Annotated in this window: 15 protein-coding genes; 6 read left to right on the top strand and 9 right to left on the bottom strand. The window is 72.2% G+C overall.

The features are described from left to right. Window positions 1-242 precede the first annotated feature (242 nt). Window positions 243-2,420 carry a transglycosylase domain-containing protein gene (locus IEZ08_RS03150; protein WP_229802883.1) on the top strand — a complete coding sequence of 726 codons (2,178 nt, stop codon included), beginning with the start codon at window positions 243-245 and terminating at the stop codon, window positions 2,418-2,420. 108 nt (window positions 2,421-2,528) lie between these two features. On the opposite strand, the gene IEZ08_RS03145 is transcribed toward IEZ08_RS03150, so the two are convergent. Together IEZ08_RS03145 and IEZ08_RS03140 are read right to left on the bottom strand one after the other, a co-directional pair. After that, window positions 2,529-2,783 carry a hypothetical protein gene (locus IEZ08_RS03145; protein ID WP_068922829.1) on the bottom strand — a complete coding sequence of 85 codons (255 nt, stop codon included), beginning with the start codon at window positions 2,781-2,783 and terminating at the stop codon, window positions 2,529-2,531. A 285-nt stretch (window positions 2,784-3,068) separates the two neighbouring features. Continuing rightward, window positions 3,069-3,662 (bottom strand): hypothetical protein, encoded by a 594-nt coding sequence (locus IEZ08_RS03140; protein WP_068928659.1) that lies wholly within the window; start codon window positions 3,660-3,662, stop codon window positions 3,069-3,071. A 118-nt stretch (window positions 3,663-3,780) separates the two neighbouring features. Here IEZ08_RS03140 and IEZ08_RS03135 point away from each other — a divergent pair, with 118 nt between their 5' ends. Both IEZ08_RS03135 and IEZ08_RS03130 read left to right on the top strand, forming a co-directional pair. After that, on the top strand, window positions 3,781-4,005 hold the full coding sequence (locus IEZ08_RS03135; protein WP_068922830.1) for a FitA-like ribbon-helix-helix domain-containing protein: 225 nt from the start codon (window positions 3,781-3,783) through the stop codon (window positions 4,003-4,005). Beyond that, entirely contained in the window at window positions 4,002-4,415 is a 414-nt protein-coding gene (locus tag IEZ08_RS03130; RefSeq protein WP_068922831.1) for a type II toxin-antitoxin system VapC family toxin, read from the top strand. The genes IEZ08_RS03135 and IEZ08_RS03130 overlap by 4 nt, the downstream gene beginning before the upstream one ends. Before the next feature lie 61 nt (window positions 4,416-4,476). Here the strand turns inward: IEZ08_RS03130 and pruA are convergent, their stop codons facing one another. Both pruA and IEZ08_RS03120 read right to left on the bottom strand, forming a co-directional pair. Further along, on the bottom strand, window positions 4,477-6,102 hold the full coding sequence (pruA, locus tag IEZ08_RS03125) for an L-glutamate gamma-semialdehyde dehydrogenase (RefSeq protein WP_068922832.1): 1,626 nt from the start codon (window positions 6,100-6,102) through the stop codon (window positions 4,477-4,479). Window positions 6,103-6,104: 2 nt separating this feature from the next. Beyond that, window positions 6,105-7,031: a proline dehydrogenase family protein gene (locus tag IEZ08_RS03120; RefSeq protein ID WP_068922833.1), complete on the bottom strand. Its 927-nt coding sequence runs from the start codon at window positions 7,029-7,031 to the stop codon at window positions 6,105-6,107. A 95-nt stretch (window positions 7,032-7,126) separates the two neighbouring features. Here IEZ08_RS03120 and IEZ08_RS03115 point away from each other — a divergent pair, with 95 nt between their 5' ends. Next, on the top strand, window positions 7,127-8,209 hold the full coding sequence (locus IEZ08_RS03115; RefSeq protein WP_229802882.1) for a PucR family transcriptional regulator: 1,083 nt from the start codon (window positions 7,127-7,129) through the stop codon (window positions 8,207-8,209). Between the two features lie 92 nt (window positions 8,210-8,301). On the opposite strand, the gene IEZ08_RS03110 is transcribed toward IEZ08_RS03115, so the two are convergent. Further along, window positions 8,302-9,291 (bottom strand): LacI family DNA-binding transcriptional regulator, encoded by a 990-nt coding sequence (locus tag IEZ08_RS03110; RefSeq protein WP_068922835.1) that lies wholly within the window; start codon window positions 9,289-9,291, stop codon window positions 8,302-8,304. Between the two features lie 239 nt (window positions 9,292-9,530). Here IEZ08_RS03110 and IEZ08_RS40485 point away from each other — a divergent pair, with 239 nt between their 5' ends. Then, window positions 9,531-9,755: an ATP-binding cassette domain-containing protein gene (locus tag IEZ08_RS40485; protein ID WP_068922836.1), complete on the top strand. Its 225-nt coding sequence runs from the start codon at window positions 9,531-9,533 to the stop codon at window positions 9,753-9,755. Window positions 9,756-9,854: 99 nt separating this feature from the next. Here the strand turns inward: IEZ08_RS40485 and IEZ08_RS03100 are convergent, their stop codons facing one another. After that, window positions 9,855-11,414, bottom strand: coding sequence for an aminotransferase-like domain-containing protein (locus tag IEZ08_RS03100; protein WP_229802881.1), 1,560 nt, complete (start codon window positions 11,412-11,414; stop codon window positions 9,855-9,857). A 192-nt stretch (window positions 11,415-11,606) separates the two neighbouring features. Between IEZ08_RS03100 and IEZ08_RS03095 the strand changes: the two genes are divergently transcribed. Further along, entirely contained in the window at window positions 11,607-12,518 is a 912-nt protein-coding gene (locus IEZ08_RS03095; RefSeq protein WP_068922837.1) for a DMT family transporter, read from the top strand. Here the strand turns inward: IEZ08_RS03095 and IEZ08_RS03090 are convergent. The 3 genes from IEZ08_RS03090 to IEZ08_RS03080 form a co-directional block, all read right to left on the bottom strand. After that, window positions 12,502-14,085, bottom strand: a complete 1,584-nt coding sequence (locus IEZ08_RS03090; protein ID WP_189241617.1) for an AAA family ATPase — start codon at window positions 14,083-14,085, stop codon at window positions 12,502-12,504. The genes IEZ08_RS03095 and IEZ08_RS03090 overlap by 17 nt on opposite strands. Window positions 14,086-14,282: 197 nt before the next feature. Beyond that, a complete protein-coding gene (locus IEZ08_RS03085) occupies window positions 14,283-14,900 on the bottom strand; it encodes an FMN-binding negative transcriptional regulator (RefSeq protein WP_189241616.1) in 618 nt (205 codons plus the stop codon). A gap of 164 nt (window positions 14,901-15,064) precedes the next feature. Further along, window positions 15,065-16,216 (bottom strand): glycosyltransferase, encoded by a 1,152-nt coding sequence (locus tag IEZ08_RS03080; protein WP_229802879.1) that lies wholly within the window; start codon window positions 16,214-16,216, stop codon window positions 15,065-15,067. Window positions 16,217-16,234: the final 18 nt, after the last annotated feature.

Genomic DNA, 16,234 nt, shown 5'->3' with positions numbered 1-16,234 from the left:
CGGTCCGCTTTCCGCGAGACCCGGCGCGCCGCCCGAGCCCAGGCGTGGCTTGAGGCGGCAGCCCGTCTCCCCGTCGCCACCAGCGCGCATATCTGTTCCGATATTGATCGGATATATATACCAATATTGGACATTGTTCGGCTGATCTGGTCTGCTTGCCGACGATGTTTACCAGCGAAGAGGTTTGGACAACCGGAAGCAGCGGCACGCCGGAGGCCGGAAGGCGGCGGGGAACGGCGATCATGCGGCTCGCCGGGGCGGGGGCGCTCGCGGGGGTGCTGGCGGCGGCTCTCGCGCTGCCGGCCGTGGGGGGCGCGGGGACGCTGGTCGTCGCCGCGTCGGAGGAGCTCAACCTCAGCCCGGTGGACCTCCCGGAGCCGCCGCTGGCGGAGAAGACGACGGTCCTGGACGCCGAGGGCAACCGGATCGCGCAGTTCTACGAGGAGTACCGGGAGGTCGTCCCGCTCAGCGCGGTGTCCGAGGTGATGAAGACGGCGATCATCTCCATCGAGGACTACCGCTTCTACGAGCACGGCCCGATCGACATCGAGGGGACCATACGGGCCCTGGCGAAGAACCTCGCCTCGGGCCAGGTGAGCCAGGGCGGCTCCACCATCACCCAGCAGTACGTCAAGCAGGTGCTGCTCAACACGGCCGTGACCGAGAAGGAGAAGAACAAGGCGCTGGAGGCCAGCTACGCGCGCAAGCTCAAGGAGCTGCGCCACGCGATGGCGGTGGAGCAGAAGTACACCAAGGACGAGATCCTTGAGAAATACCTGAACATCGCCTATTTCGGGGCGCGGGCCAACGGCATCGAGGCGGCGGCCAAACGCTTCTTTGGGGTCTCCGCCGCCGAGCTCGACCTGGCGCAGGCGGCCACGCTGGCGGGGGCCGTGCAGCTGCCCAACAGCACCGACCCCGAGGGCGGCAGGGACAACCGGCGGCGGCTGCTGGAGCGGCGCAACGTCGTGCTCGACCGCATGGCGGAGCTCGGGAAGATCACACCGCAGGAGGCCGAGCGGGCCAAGGCCAGGAAGCTGGGCTACAAGGGCACGCCGCTGCCCGGCGGGTGTGAGTCCAGCCCGTATCCGTACTTCTGCATGTACGTGCGGCACGAGATCCTCAACAACCCGAGCTTCGGCAAGACGGAGGAGAGCCGTGCCCGGTTCCTCAACCGCGGCGGCCTGACGATCGAGACCACGCTGGACCGCCGCATGCAGGCCGCGGCCGAGCGGGCGATCAGGAAGCGGGTCCACGTCTCCGACATCCCGGTCGCCGCCCAGGCACTGGTCCAGCCGGGCACCGGAATGATCAAAGCGATGGCGGCCAGCCGTACCTACGGCAACTCCGCGCGCAGGAACGAGATCTCGTACAACGTCGTCGCCGACGTCGCGCACGGCGGCGGAATCGGCTTCCAGGCGGGCTCGACCTTCAAGACCTTCACCCTGATCGCGGCGCTCAAGGAGGGCATGCGGCTCGACGACGGGCTCAGCGCCGGCGCCGGCTACCGCGCCCCCGGGTACGCCACCTTCAAGAACTGCAAGGGGCAGAACATCGGGGACCCGACGCACACCGTCACCAACGACGAGGGATCGGGCGGCTTCAAGACCCTGCGGACGGGCACCTGGGACTCGGTCAACACCTTCTTCCTCGCCCTGGAGGAGCGCGTCGGCCTGTGCGACACCGTGCGCACCGCCCGGTCGCTGGGCATCAAGCGGGCCGACGGCGAGCCGCTGAAGGAGTTCCAGACCTTCACTCTCGGCATCAACGAGATGGACCCGGTGACCGTCGCCACCGCGTACGCCGCCATCGGCGCGCGCGGGAAGTACTGCGGGCCCATGGCCATCACCCGGATCGTCGACCGGGACGGCAGGGCGACCGACTACCGGCCCGAATGCCGCCAGGCGCTGGATCCGGAGGTCGCCGACGCCACGGCGGACATCCTGTCGGGGGTCTTCACCAAGGGCACGATGCGGCACGTGGGCGGCATCGGCCGCGACGCCGCGGGCAAGACCGGGACCACCGACGACCACGCCACCGCCTGGTTCGCCGGGTTCACGCCGGACCTGGCCGGCGCGGTCAGCATCGGGGATCCCCGCGGCTCGACGGAGCACAAGCTCCGCGGCGTCACCATCGGCGGGCGGTACTACGGTGCGGTCTTCGGGGGCGACATCCCCGGCCCGATCTGGAGGGACACCATGATGGCCGCGCTGAGGGGCGTGCGGGCCACGCCCTTCCATCCGGTGAACTCCGCGCGCTTCGGCGGATGCGGCACCGGGTGCGGCTCCTCGCGGCCGATGAACGGCGACGGGGCGGAGCGGCCGGACGGCGCAGAAGGCCCCCCGGACGGCGAGGAGAACGTTTCGGAGGGTACGGAGACCGGGCAGGGCGGGGAGAGCGGGCCGGGCGGCTCGCCGTGATCCGCCGATGACCCACTGATGATCAGGTGATCGGCACGGCCGGGGCGGGCCGGGTGACCGGGGGTCCTCGGGAGGGGACGGGGACCCCGTCGGACGTGCCGGTCCCGGTCAGGCCGTGGGGAAGGGACCCTGGTACTCGGTGTAGTCGGCGACCCCGTCGCCGTCGAGGTCGACACGGACCTCGTCGGTGACGCCGTCGGAGTTGTGGTCGAGGTAGACCACGTCGGTGACGCCGTCGCCGTCGACGTCGTAGCGCTCCTCGTCGGCGACGTTGTCGCCGTCGGTGTCGATCAGCTGGGCGTCGGTGCCGCCGTCGTTGTCGGTGTCGTAGTAGTCGGTGGCGGTGACGTCGAACTCGCTCATCTCGGTGGCCCTTCCTTTTCGTAATGGTTCGTCAGATAAGAGTGGCGATCCCGGCAGATGGTTACAGCGGATTCGAAGATTTTTCCCGCGCCCCATACGGCTCCGGGAGGCGGCGCTCGTCGGACGCCGGTGGACCGTACTCTCCGGAAGGGCCCGGAACGGACTCGGGCGAAGGGCGGGACGTCGCCGCCGGAGGCGTTCGCCACCGGTGGCCGGGTTTTCCGCGGCCACCGTCACGACGGCGAGTCGGTCAGCGCAGGAGGGCGAGGCCCGCGAAGGGCCGTTTCATCCGCGGCCGGGATTGTCGAGGAGGACGACGGGGGCCTCCTCCGCCTCCAGCCACTCGGTTTCGAGACCCACGCCGGTGGCCGCCTCGATGAAGGCGAACGCCGCGCAGTACTTGCCGAGGTAGTCCTGCGGACCGAGGCCGTCGAGCAGTGTGCGGAAGTCGGCCAGGATGCTCTGATCACCGTGCTCGATCAGGCGCTCCGCGAAGACGAAGTCGTATATCTTCGCCCTGATCTCGCCTCCGGCCGCGTACAGGAGCGTCTCGCCGCCCTTGAAGTGCCATGTCGTCATCCACACCCGTGCCCCCCTGCTGAGCTCGGCGAGGATGGCATCCGGGGTCGGGTCGCCGGAGGCGCTCAGGAAGCCGCAGGCCATGTCCTCCTCGACGAGGAGGAGGACGAGCCGCCCCTCCTCCAGTTCTTCCGCCTCGCGAAAGTACATCCCGCGCCGCTCGGGGTCGCGGCCGCCGTTCAGGCGCCACAGGAGATCGTCGACGGTGAGGTCGTCGTCCAGCGGCTGGACGACGGTCCAGCAGAGCCCGTTCAGCAGCCACTGGTGCCGCTCGAAGAGCCGGCGGTAGTGATCGATCACCCGGTCATTGTGCGGGAACCGTACGGGATGGAACACCCCTCGTGCGCCACTGCTTCTCGTGGTTGCGAGGTGGTGTCCGGATCCGCCATGCATGCATATTGCATGCTAATATGCATGCATGGGAATAGTGCAGATCCGGGACATCCCCGAAGAGACCGAGCGGACGTTGAAGGCGCGGGCTGAGCGTGAGGGCAAGTCGCTGACGGCTTATCTGCGCGACCTGCTGAACGAGGAGGCGGCCACCCCGACGCTGGACGAGGTCATGGCCGGGATCGCCGCCGACGAGCCGGTGCCGTACGATCCCGACTTCGTCCGTGAGACGCTGCGTGAGGGCCGCCGGTGAGTCTGGTCGTCGACGCCTCGATCGTTTTCCGCCTATTGGCCAACGTGAAGGGCGACGACCTGCTCCGCCAGCGGCTGGCCCGCAGGCTGCACGCCCCGGCGCTGATCGACGTCGAGATCGCTTCGGTGGTGCGCGGACATGTGATCACGAGCAAGCCGGAGGTACGCATCTCCGAGGAGCGGGCTCAGCTCATGCTGGAGCGTTACGCCCAGCTCAGGATCACCCGGCATCCGATGCTGCCGCTGCAGCGGCGGGTGCTGGAACTGCGGAACAACCTCACCGCCTACGACGGCATGTACGCGGCCCTCGCCGAACTGCTGGGCGTGCCGCTGCTCACCGACGACGCCACGTTCGCCGGCTCGACCGGTCATCGGGCGGAGATCCACCGCTACCCGCCTCCGTCGGTGTAGACCGCGTCGCCTCCCCCCGTCCGGAGGGAGGCGACGGGTGACGCCGCCTGATCCGCGGACGTCAGCCCATGTGGGGATAGCGGTGGTCGGTCGGCGGGACGAACGTCTCCTTGATCGTGCGGGCGTTCACCCAGCGGATCAGGTTGAAGATCGAACCGGCCTTGTCGTTGGTGCCCGAGGAGCGGGCGCCGCCGAAGGGCTGCTGGCCGACGACCGCGCCGGTGGGCTTGTCGTTGACGTAGAAGTTGCCCGCCGCGAAGCGCAGCCTCTCCGAGGCCGCGGCGACCGCGTAGCGGTCCCGGGCGATGAGCGATCCGGTCAGCGCGTACGGCGAGGCGCTCTCCATCTGCTCCAGCACCCGGTCGAAGTCGCCGTCGTCGTAGACGTGCACGCCGAGGATCGGCCCGAAGTACTCCTTGACGAAGATCTCGTCCGTCGGGTCGGCGCACTCCAGCACGGTCGGCCTGACGAAGTAGCCGGTGGAGTCGTCGTAGGAGCCGGTCAGCACGTCGATCGCGTCGAGCGAGCGGGCCCGGTCGATCGCCGCCTTGTGCTTGGCGAACGCCCGGTCGTCGATGACCGCTCCCATGAACGTCGACAGGTCGGCGGCCACGTCGCCGACGGTCAGCGACTCGGCGGTGGCCACCAGGTCGTCGCGGATGGCCGTCCAGATCGAGCGCGGCACGTAGGCGCGGGAGGCGGCCGAGCACTTCTGGCCCTGGTACTCGAACGCGCCGCGGACCAGCGCGGTGGTCAGCACCGCCGGGTCGGCCGAGGGGTGGGCCAGCACGAAGTCCTTGCCGCCGGTCTCGCCGACCAGGCGCGGGTAGGACCGGTAGGAGGTGATGTTCGCGCCCACGGTCGCCCACAGGTGCTGGAACGTCGCGGTGGAGCCGGTGAAGTGGATGCCCGCCAGCTCGGGGTGGGTCAGCGCGACCTCCGAGACCGCCGATCCGTGGCCGGTCACCATGTTGATGACGCCCGGCGGCAGGCCGGCCTCCTCCAGCAGGCGCATCGTGTAGTGCGCGGCGAACTGCTGGGTGGGGGAGGGCTTCCAGACCACGACGTTGCCCATCAGCGCCGCCGAGGCCGGCAGGTTGCCCGCGATGGCGGTGAAGTTGAACGGCGTGATCGCCAGGACGAAGCCCTCCAGCGGGCGGTACTCCATCCGGTTCCACACGCCCGGCGACGACACCGGCTGCTCGGTGAGGAGCTGGCGGGCGTAGGCCACGTTGAAGCGGAGGAAGTCGATCAGCTCGCAGGCCGCGTCGATCTCGGCCTGCTGGACCGACTTGGACTGGCCGAGGACGGTGGCGCCGTTCAGGGTCTGCCGCCAGGGCCCGGCCAGCAGCTCGGCGGCCCGCAGGAAGATCGCGGCCCGCTCGTCGAAGGGCAGCGCCCGCCAGGCGGGGGCCGCCGCCAGCGCGGCGTCGACCGCGGCCCGCACGTCACCGGCGGTGGCGTCGGCCGTACGGCCGAGCACGGAGGCGTGGTTGTGCGGCTGCACCACGTCGATGGAGGCGCCGCCGGCCATGCGCCGCTCGCCGCCGATCGTCATGGTCAGGTCGAGCTGGGCCCCGGCCAGCTCCTTGACGCGGTTCTCGAGCGCGGTCCGCTCGGCGCTGCCCGGCGCGTAGCCGAGCACCGGCTCGTTGGCGGGGACGGGGACGTTGGAGATGGCATCCATCGCTACTTGCCTCCAAGGGCACGGAGAAAGAAGGCGACGTTGGCCGGGCGCTCCGCGAGGCGGCGCATGAAGTAGCCGTACCAGTCGTCGCCGTAGGGGACGTAGACGCGCATCGTGTGACCGGCGCCGGCCAGGGCCTGCTGCTTGTCGGTGCGGATGCCGTACAGCATCTGGTATTCGTATTCGCCCAGGGAGCGCCCGAAGCGGTCGGCGAGGGTCTCGGTGATCGAGATCAGCCGGTCGTCGTGCGTGGCCACCATGGGGTATCCCCGCCCCGCCATGAGGATCCGCAGGCACCGGACGTAGGCCTTGTCGACCTCGTTCCTGTCGCGGTGCGCGACGGAGGCGGGCTCGGCGTAGGCGCCCTTGACCAGGCGGACCCGGGAGCCCTCGTGCGCCAGGTCGCGGCAGTCGGCCTCGCTGCGGAACAGGTAGGCCTGGATCGCCACGCCCGTGGCGGGGAAGTCGGCGCGCAGCGCGCGCAGGATGCCGAGCGTGGAGTCGACCGTGGTGTGGTCCTCCATGTCGAGGGTCACGTCCGCCCCGGCGGCGTAGGCGGCCTCGCAGATCTTCCGGGCGTTCTCCAAGGCGATCTTGTCGCCGTCGGCGCCGAGCGCCTGGCCGACCGCCGAGAGCTTCACCGACGCCTCGGCGCGGTCGCCGAGGTCCAGCTCGCGCAGCGCGCCGAGCAGGGTGACGTAGGCCTCGGCCGTGTGGGCGGCGGCCGCGGCGTCGCGGGTCTCCTCGCCCAGATGGTCGATGGTGACCGCGAGGCCCGCGCCGGTCAGGCGGCGGACGGCCTCGACGGCGTCCTGGACGGTCTCGCCCGCCACGAAGCGGTCGACGACCTTGCGCGTCAGCGGCACGCCGGAGACCGCGCGCCGCACGAGCGGGATCCGCGACCCGGCGAGGAAAACTTGACCGAACATGTCTCCCAGCCTAAAACGGCAGTTCAGGACGGTCTCATGTGCATCTGCCACGATCACGGGGAGCGGGCTTCATACAGATGTATGACAATGGCGGGATGCTCCAGGAGACCATCGACGAGATCGCCGACGTGCTGGGAGCCTCCGCCACCCTGGAGGACCGCGCGTTCCAGCTGCTGGCCTACGCGGCGCAGAGCGGCGACATCGACGTCGTGCGCCAGGAGTCCATCCTGCGCCGGCGCGCCTCCGACGAGGTCCGGGCCTACTTCGAGAGGTACGGCATCGCCACGGCGCGCGGCCGGGTCCGCATCCCCGCCGACGCCGAGCTGGGGGTGCTCGCCCGGGTGTGCGTCCCGCTCCGGCACCGGGAGGTGACCTACGGCTACCTGTGGCTGCTGGACGACGGGACCCTCACCGAGGAGCGGCTCGACTCCGTCTCCGGACTGGTCGCGCGCGCGGCCACGGTCCTGGCCCAGGAGGCCCGCCGCCGCCGGGACCTGGGCGGGCACCTGCGGGAGCTGTTCTCCGCCGACCCCGAGGAGCGCTCCTGGGCGCTGTCCCGGCTCGACCTGCGCGGCCCGGTGGCGGCGATCGCGGTGCGGGCCTCCGCCGGCCGGGTCGCCGCGCTGTGGACGCTCCCGCGCGACGTGCTCGCCGACCCCGGCCTCCCCGACCCCGGTCCCGCCGACCGGGCCGAGCCGCTGGTCGCGGTGCTCGCCCCGGCGGCCCACGCGGGGGAGCTGGCCGGGCGGATCCAGGCCATGTACGGCACGGCGGCCGGGGTCGGCGACCCCAGGGCCGACCCGGAACGGGCCTGGCGGAGCTGGCGGGAGGCGGTCCACGCGCTCCGGGTCGCCGACCGGGTGCCGCAGCTCGCCCCCGTCGCGGCCTGGTCCGATCTCGGCGTCTACCGGACGCTCGCCCGCCTGGCGCCCGAGGCGCTGCGCGAGCTGGCGGCGGAGGCCGGGGAACTGGCCGCCGACCCGGAGCTGGCCAGGACCGTGGAGGGCTACCTCGACCGCGCCGGGCACGTCCAGGAGACCGCGGCGGCCCTCGGCGTGCACCGCCAGACGCTCTACTACCGGCTGGGCAAGGCCGAGCGGCTCACCGGCCGCGACCTGGCCGACGGGGAGGACCGCCTGGCGCTCCACCTCGCCCTCAAGGCCGCCCGGCTCCTGTGACCCCGCGGCCTCTGCCGCCCGCCCTTGCGGGGCCGCCCGTCCCCCTGCGGCCTCCCGCGGCCCCGGCTGCGGATCCGCCGGGCCTGCCGGGCCTACCGGGTCGACTCCCGGACGATCAGCTCGGGCTGGAACATGATCTGCTGGTGCGCGTGGGTGCCGGGGTTGTCGCACTCGTCGAGGAGGAGTTCGGCGGCCACCCTGCCGAGCTGGTAGGTGGGCTGCCGGATCGAGGTGAGCGAGACGGCCGAGGCCGCGGCGAAGTCGATGTCGTCGTAGCCGACCAGCGCGATGTCGTCCGGCACCCGGATCCCCGCGTGCATGAGGCCGCGCAGCATGCCGAGGGCGAGGAGGTCGTTGGCGCAGAAGACGGCGTCGGGCAGGTCCCCCTCGGAGACGATCTTCTCCGCGGCCTGCTGGCCCGCCCGCGGGGTCATCGTGGGCATCTCGACGACCCGCAGCGGCCGGCCGCGCAGGGCCCGCTCGGCGCCGAGCCTGCGGTCCAGGCACTGCCGTATGGTCAGCGGTCCCGTCACGTAGGCGAGGCGGGAGGCGCCCCCGGAGAGCAGGTGGGTGAGGGCGGTCTGGCCGCCGATGATGTCGTTGACGGCGACGGAGCACTGGTCGGGCCGGTGCGCGGGGTGGTCGACGAGCACGACGTTGATCCCGCGGTCGCGCAGCCGGTCGAGCGGGCCGGGCCCCTCGTCGGAGGGGGTGATCAGCACGCCGCGGACCCGCTGCTCGGCCAGGACCAGCAGGTTGCGCTCCTCCTTGCTCGTGGAACCCGCGGAGTTGCTGAGCAGTACGGCGTAGCCGCGCTCGCTGGCCACGTCCTCCACACCGGCGGTGACGTCGGTGAAGAACGGGTTGCCGATGTCGATGACCGACAGCCCGATGGTCTTGCTGTGACCGGCGCGCAGCGTCGAGGCCGAGGCGTGCCGGACGAACCCGAGCTCGCGGATCGCCGTCTCCACCCGGGCCCGGGTCGAGGCCGAGACCTTCTCCGGGCGGTTCAGCACGTTCGACACCGTTCCGGGTGACACGCCGGCGTGCTCGGCGACCTGCCTGATGCCTACAGTGCTCATCCCGCCTCGCTGCTCCCGTCCGGGATCCTGATTGAAACGTAATAACCACTCTCGGGCAAGGAAACCCCTCGTGGCAGCCTCCCCGGAGAGTCCGCGCCGCGAAACATCGTCGAAACTCCTATTGACGCTCTATGGCCGCTGACCTACTGTCCAGATCTGCGTTGAAACGTTTTAGAGCTCCTCTGGAGGGAGCTCATGCCAGACCGCCCCCCGGTTCCCCCGTCCTGGCACTGCGTCACGTGAGCAGATCCTTCGGCGCCGTCCGCGCCCTGCGCGAGGTCTCACCGGAGCTGTTCGCCGGCGAGGCGCACGCCCTGGCGGGCGAGAACGGCGCCGGAAAGTCTACGCTGGTGAAGATCCTGTCCGGGCTGCGCCGCCCGGACGCGGGCCGGATCCTCCTGGACGGCGAGCCCGTCGAGTTCCGCGGCGCTGTCGCGGGACGCCCGGGTGCTGATCATGGATGAGCCGACGGCCGCGCCGACCGTGGCGCCGCCCATCCCCGGGGACCGGCTGGGGCACCGCCTACGAGCCCAGGCGGGCCGGGGCGCCTGAGGGTCCGGCCGTCAGCCGCCACCGTCGAGGCACGTCACGAGCCGCCGCAGGCCCTCGTCGATCAGGGCCGTCGGGATCGCGCCGTACCCGATCACGAGTCCCTCCTGCGCGGGCGCCTCGCCGCAGTAGCGGGCGAGGCTCTCGACGCCGACCCCCGCCTCGCGGGCACGGGCCAGCGCCCGCTCCAGGTCGATCCCGGTGCCCGGGACGAGCCGCGCGCACAGGTGCAGGCCCGCAGCCGAGGGCACCGGCCGGAAGCGGCCGGCGAGGCGGTCCCGGAGCACCGCCGTGATCTTCGCGTGGCGCGCCGCGTACTCCCGCGTCGCCCTGCGGACGTGGCGGGAGAGCAGCCCCTCGTCGACGAAACGCGCCAGCGCCCCCTGGGTGATCAGGTCGCCGTGCCAGTCGGTGAGGCGCTTGGCGGCGCACAGCGCGGGCCGCAGGGAGGCGGGGGCGACCAGGAAGCCGAGCCGCAGCACGGGCAGCAGCGTCTTGGAGAAGGAGCCGACGTAGACGACGCGGCCGTACCGGTCGAGGCTCTGCAGGGGTTCGAGCGGGCGGCCCGCGAAACGGTACTCGCTGTCGTAGTCGTCCTCGATGATCACCGCGTCGTTGCGCTCCGCCCAGGCGAGCAGCTCGGTACGGCGCGCCAGGGACATCGGCGTGCCCAGCGGGAACTGGTGGGACGGGGTGACGTAGACCAGCCGGGTGCCGGTGGGCAGGGCCGCCACGTCCAGGCCCTCCCCGTCGACCGGGACGCCGCTCACGCGGGCGCCCAGCGACCGGAACAGCAGCCGGGCCGGGGGATAGCCCGGCTCCTCGACCGCGACCCGGTCGCCCGGTTCGATCAGCACGCGGCCGACGAGGTCGAGCGCCTGCTGCGCGCCCTGGGTGACGAGGACGTCGCCGGCGCCCGCGCGCACCGAGCGGGAGACGCCCACGGAGCGCGCGATCGCCGCCCGCAGACCGGCGTGCCCGGCGGGCTCGGCGTAGTGGCCGAGAGCGGCGGAACGGTGGAGCCTGCGGAGTTCGCGGAGTTCACGGGCGACGAGCCGGCGCCACGTCTCCAGCGGGAACAGCTCCGGGTCGGGGGTCCCGGTCTGGAAGTCGTACACCGGCCGGACGCCCCCGGTCGCGGTGCCGCCGTCCGTGCCGCCGTCCGTGCCGCCGTCCGTGTCACCGTCCGTGCCGCCGTCCGTGCCGTCTCCGGCCGCCGCTCCCCGGGCGGTGCTCCCGCCGGCCAGGAGGTCTCCGGCGGAGATGGACTCCCACACCGGCCGGGGCCGTACACCGCCGCCCGCGGGGGCGTTCCGCGGCCGCGCGTGGGGGAGGGGGCGGGCGCACACGAACGTGCCTGAGCCGATCTTGCCGGTGAGGAAACCCTCGGAGGTGAGGCTGTCGTAGGCCGCGGCCACGGTGTTGCGCGAGACGCCCAGCCGCCCCGCGAGCTCACGCGTGGGCGGCAGACGCTCCCCTGGCCGCAGGCGGCCGTCGAGGACGGCCTCGCGCAGCTCCCGGTAGATCCGCGCGCTCAGGTCGCCGCGCCCGGTGAGCCTTACGTGGAACTCCACCCGGTCCTCCGTCCGGTCCGCCTATTGGCCCAATCGACTTGGTTGATATTGGACCTTACATCTGGCCAATCGCTTTCCTAGGGTCGTCATGGCCCCTCACCGGCGGGGGCCGTGACGGACGCGGGGAAAGCGAGGTCTGCGCATGGGAGAGACGGGCGGCGTGCGGCCCGGCCGGACCGGGGGCGTGGTCGGGTGAGCAGGCGCGGCTGGATCCTGTTCGCCTTGATGAGCGTCATCTGGGGCATCCCGTACCTGATGATCAAAGTGGCGGTGGGCGGCGTGTCCGTGCCCGTGCTGGTGTTCGCGCGTACCGCGGTGGGCGCCGCCGTGCTGCTCCCGCTGGCGCTGTGGGCCGGCCTGCCGCGGGGGATCCTCCGGCACTGGCGGCCGCTGGCCGCCTTCGCGGCGATCGAGATCATCGTGCCGTGGTGGTTGTTGTCGGACGCCGAACGGCACCTCACCAGCTCGATGACCGGTCTGCTCATCGCGGCCTCACCCATCATCGCGGTGGTGCTGGGACGGCTGACCGGCGATGCCGAGCGGCTCGGCGCCGTCCGGTGGGCGGGGCTGGCCGTGGGACTGGCCGGGGTGGCCGTCCTGGCTGCGCCGGAGCTGCGCGGCGGGGACCCCTGGGCGATCACCGAGGTGCTGCTGACCGCCACCTGCTACGCCGTCGCGCCGATCATCGCGGCGCGACGGCTGCAGGACGTCCCCGCCCTGCCCATGACCGCGCTCTGCCTCACCCTGGCGGCGCTCGTCTACACGCCCCCGGCCATCATGACCTGGCCGGCCGCGCTGCCCAGCGGGCAGGTGCTGGCCGCGCTGGCCGGTCTCGCGCTCATCTGCACGGCGCTGGCGTTCATCGTGTTCTTCGCGCTCATCCGCGAGGTCGGCACCTCCCGCGCGCTGGTGTTCACCTACGTCAACCCGGCGGTCGCCGTCACCGCGGGCGTGATCGTGCTCGGGGAGCCGCTCACCGTGCCGATCCTCGTCTCGTTCGCACTGATCCTCGGCGGTTCCGTGCTGGCGACCGTGTCCCGGCGCGGTGACGCGGGCACACCCGCAGGAGAGACGGAGCCGGCGGCGCTCAGGGCCCGTAGCTGACGAACCCGACGGAGGTCCCGTCGCCGTAGTCGCCCGGGTGGACGTCGCCGGAGACCGTCAGGGGAGGATCCTCGTCCGGGTCGTGCTCTCCCGACCCGAGCAGCGCCCGGGTCAGAGCCTCCCGCTGGCTGAGCATCTCCTCCAGCGCCGTCTCCAGGTGCGCGTCCGTGAGCACGAGACCTGCGCCCGCGGGAGCCTCACCGGCCCCGTCCCCGTCTCCGCCCCCCTGCCCGTCCCGGTCTCCGGTCCTGGCCCCGCCCTCGCCTCCGGCCCGGTTCCCGGCGCCGTCCTCGCGCAGGGCGGCCAGCACCGCGCGGCGCAGCAGCTCCTTGAAGAACGACGCGGTCGCGCCCTCGGTCGCCGCGACGATCGGGTCGAGGTCGGCCGCCAGGCGCAGGTCCCGGGCGTAGAGGCGGAGCAGTGCGGCCCGGCCCGCCGTGTCCGGCTTGGGGATCTCCACCGCCAGGTCCACCCGGCCCGGACGGTCGGCCAGCGCCCGCTCCAGGACTCCCGCCCGGTTGGTGGTGAGCACGAACGTCACGTCCGAGTCGGCGCCCACCCCGTCCATGGCGTCCAGCAGGGCGAACAGCAGGGGGTTGCCCTCGGGGGTGAAGGAGCGGTCCATGGCGACCAGGTCCACGTCCTCCAGGACGACCACCGCGGGCTGGAGCCGCCGGGCCAGCCCGGCGGCCTCGCTGACGAACCTGATCGCCGACCCGGTCATCACGATCACCGTGGACCCGGTCATCCGGCCCATCAGGTAGCGGACCGTATGGGTCTTGCCGGTCCCGGGCGCGCCGTGCAGCAGCAGGCCGCGCTTGAGGTGCTGGCCGTGCTCGCGCAGCCGTACGGCCAGCTCGCCGATGCCGACGACGTGCCGTTCGACCGTGTCCAGCACGCCCGCGGGCAGCACCACCTGGTCGGCGGCCATCTCCGGCCGGGGCAGGAACGTCACCAGGTCGTTGCCCCGGTGCTCGCTCCACATGAACGACAGCACCTGCCCCCGGTAGACGTCGTGCTCGCGCATCAGCCGGCCGGCCTCGTCGCGGGTGGCGACGGCGTCCCGCCGCTCGGCGGCCAGCACGGTGATCTGGGACTGCGGCATCCCGTGCTCCTGCGGGCCGCGCAGGCCGATCACCACGGGGGAGCCGCCGGGCGAGCGGGTGAGGACCAGCCCGAGCGAGATGACCTCCATGGTCGCGTCGGGGCCGATCGACGCCGTGGCGTAGTCGACCGCGCCGATCTCGTACTGCTCGTAGCCGCGCGCCGCGACGGCCAGTATGTTCACGTAGTCGTCGTGCTCGCGTCCCTGCCCGGCGATGCCGAACCACTCGGCTTCCGGGCTGTGCCGGGCCAGGTAGGCGTCGGTGCCGCGCTGGAGGTTGGCGTGCTCCCAGGTGGCGAAGGTCTCGGTGACCGACACCACGTGCTTGAGGTCGCAGCTGAGGTGGCCGGTGACCCTGGCCACCAGCTCGGGCGTCTTCCTGTCCTCCTCCAGCGCCAGGTGGGCGTCCCGCATGAGGGCGCTGAGCGCCTGGGACAGGTCTTTGGCGTCGCTGAGATCCATGTGTCATCCGCCTCCCGTGCCCTCAACCCTGGCAGAGGGGTACGGAAGGCGCGCGGGATTTTTCGCTTCAGCGGCCGTACACGGTCTTGATCGGTTTTATGGGGATCCGCAGCGTTGACGGGGGATCCGGCCGTCGACCGGTGGATTGACCTCGTCGGCGAGGTTCATTCGGCCGCGAGGTTCACTCGCCCGCGGGCTCATCCGTCCAGGCTGCGCAGGAGACGGGTCCGGGCGGGGGCGTCGCCGGGGGCGGCGCGCCCGGCGAGCCGCTCGGCGACGTACCGCCGGTGCGCCTCGTCGATGTTGCCACCGTACTTGAACTTCCCGTTCACCTTCTGGATCCTCAGTCTCAGCCCCCGGATCCCGGCGAAGCGCCGCTCGTGTTCGGCGGGGTCGACCAGCGCCGCCTCGCCCTCCAGGCGGCCGATCTGCGCCCGGAGGATCTCTGCCTTGCCCGCCGCGTCGGTGACGATCTCGGCGTGGCAGACGAGCTGCACCGCCGCGTAGTAGGTGGTCGGCACGCCCCGGCGCGGATCGTCCTCGCCGGGCAGGATCTTCCAGCCGCCCGGGATGTAGGCCCAGTCGCCCGCGACGGACAGCAGCACGGCCGGGTTCTCCTCGATCGCGGCCCAGATCGGGTTGGGCCGGGCCAGGTGGAGCAGGATCTCGCGGTCGCCGGTGAGCAGGAACTGTGTCGGTACCACGACCGGCACGTCACGGTCCCGGCCGGAGGCGATCAGATGGCCGAACTCGTTGGCCCGGACGAAGTCCAGGGCCTCGTCCTCGGTCGCGGCGTCCCACGGGTGAATCAGCATGCGGTAAAACGTATATCCATCCAGAGTGCCCGTTCAACAGGGTTCCGGTGCGGCGGCGAACACGCGGTACGGCTCGGACGCGGAACGGCTCGGACGCGGAACGGTTCAGACGCGGAACGGCCGGCGCGGGGCGACCCCGCGCCGGCCGTACCGGCTGTCTGTGATCAGCGCTGTGCGGCGAGGGCGTCCTCGTACACGCGCACGAGTTCCTGGCTGATCCGCTCCCAGGAGTAGCGCGAGCGGACCCGGTCGGCGGCGGCGAAGCCCAGCGCCGTGCGCCGGGTGGGGTCGGCGAGCAGCTCGCGGGTGAGCCGGGCGGTCTGCGCCGGGCGGTCCGGCGCGACCAGCAGCCCGGTGACCCCGTCCACCACCGAGTCCATGTGGGCGCCCACCGCCGAGGCGATGACCGGCACGCCGCAGGCCATGGCCTCCAGCGCGACGACGCCGCCCGCGGCCTCGCGCGGCAGCGACAGGACGACGTCGGCGCTGCGCATCAGCTTGGGCACCGAGGCGTGCGGGACCTGCCCGAGAAGACTGACCCGGTCGTCCACGCCCAGCTCCTTGGCCAGGATCCGGACTCGGTAGGCGTCGGCGTCGTGCTCGAGGTCGGACGCGGCCGGGCCGCCCGCCACGAGCAGCTCCGCCTCGGGGATCCCGGCCAGCGCCCGGATCGCGGTCCGCACGCCCCTGTCGTCGGAGAGCGGCCCTACGTGCAGCAGCCGCGGCCGGGTGCCGCGCGGCGCGGCCGGTCCCTGCCGGCGGAAGCGCTCGACGTCGACTCCGCAGGGGATCACCGCGATGTTGCGGCGCGGCACGCCCAGCCGGATCAGCTCCGACTCCTCGTCCCCGCACCCGGCGATCACCGCGCTGGCCCGGCGGCCGAGGGCGCGCTGCAGCCGCGCCTTGCGGGCGTCGCCGTCGGTCTGGCGGGTGTAGGTCTGGGTGACCGGGACGTGCAGGCCGCTCGCACCCGCGAGAGCGGCCAGGCCGCCGGTCCAGGAGTGGGCGTGGATGACGTCGGGCCGGTTCTGCCCCCAGCGGCGCATCAGCTCGCTGCCCATGTCCGGCAGGTACGGCAGCACCCCGTCCTCGGGGAGGTCCTGGGCCGGACCGGCGGGGAGGTGCTCCATGGTGACGCCGTGGGCCACGCGGACACGCGTCTTGTCGGAGTCGGCGCCCCTGCGCGTGTAGATGGTGACCTTGTGCTCCCTGCCCAGCTCGCGGGCCACGGCCAGGATCTGGTTGCGGTGCGCGGAGGGCGCAGGCTGGTCCTGAGTGGCGGACAGGGCATCGGACGAGACAAATGCAATATTCACGGCACACCTCTGGGGGAG

This window comes from Planobispora rosea (assembly GCF_014648175.1).
Taxonomy (GTDB): domain Bacteria; phylum Actinomycetota; class Actinomycetes; order Streptosporangiales; family Streptosporangiaceae; genus Planobispora; species Planobispora rosea.
This window is presented reverse-complemented; position numbering and strand designations above follow the sequence as displayed.

Bases quoted from the DNA above. Each gene is read 5' to 3' on its own strand.
- IEZ08_RS03145 (WP_068922829.1), bottom strand. From the start codon at position 2,783: ATGAGCGAGTTCGACGTCACCGCCACCGACTACTACGACACCGACAAC.
- IEZ08_RS03110 (WP_068922835.1), bottom strand. From the start codon at position 9,291: ATGAGCACTGTAGGCATCAGGCAGGTCGCCGAGCACGCCGGCGTGTCA.
- IEZ08_RS03150 (WP_229802883.1), top strand. From the start codon at position 243: ATGCGGCTCGCCGGGGCGGGGGCGCTCGCGGGGGTGCTGGCGGCGGCT.
- IEZ08_RS03090 (WP_189241617.1), bottom strand. From the start codon at position 14,085: ATGGATCTCAGCGACGCCAAAGACCTGTCCCAGGCGCTCAGCGCCCTC.
- IEZ08_RS03085 (WP_189241616.1), bottom strand. From the start codon at position 14,900: ATGCTGATTCACCCGTGGGACGCCGCGACCGAGGACGAGGCCCTGGAC.
- pruA (WP_068922832.1), bottom strand. From the start codon at position 6,102: ATGGATGCCATCTCCAACGTCCCCGTCCCCGCCAACGAGCCGGTGCTC.
- IEZ08_RS03115 (WP_229802882.1), top strand. From the start codon at position 7,127: ATGCTCCAGGAGACCATCGACGAGATCGCCGACGTGCTGGGAGCCTCC.
- IEZ08_RS03135 (WP_068922830.1), top strand. From the start codon at position 3,781: ATGGGAATAGTGCAGATCCGGGACATCCCCGAAGAGACCGAGCGGACG.
- IEZ08_RS03120 (WP_068922833.1), bottom strand. From the start codon at position 7,031: ATGTTCGGTCAAGTTTTCCTCGCCGGGTCGCGGATCCCGCTCGTGCGG.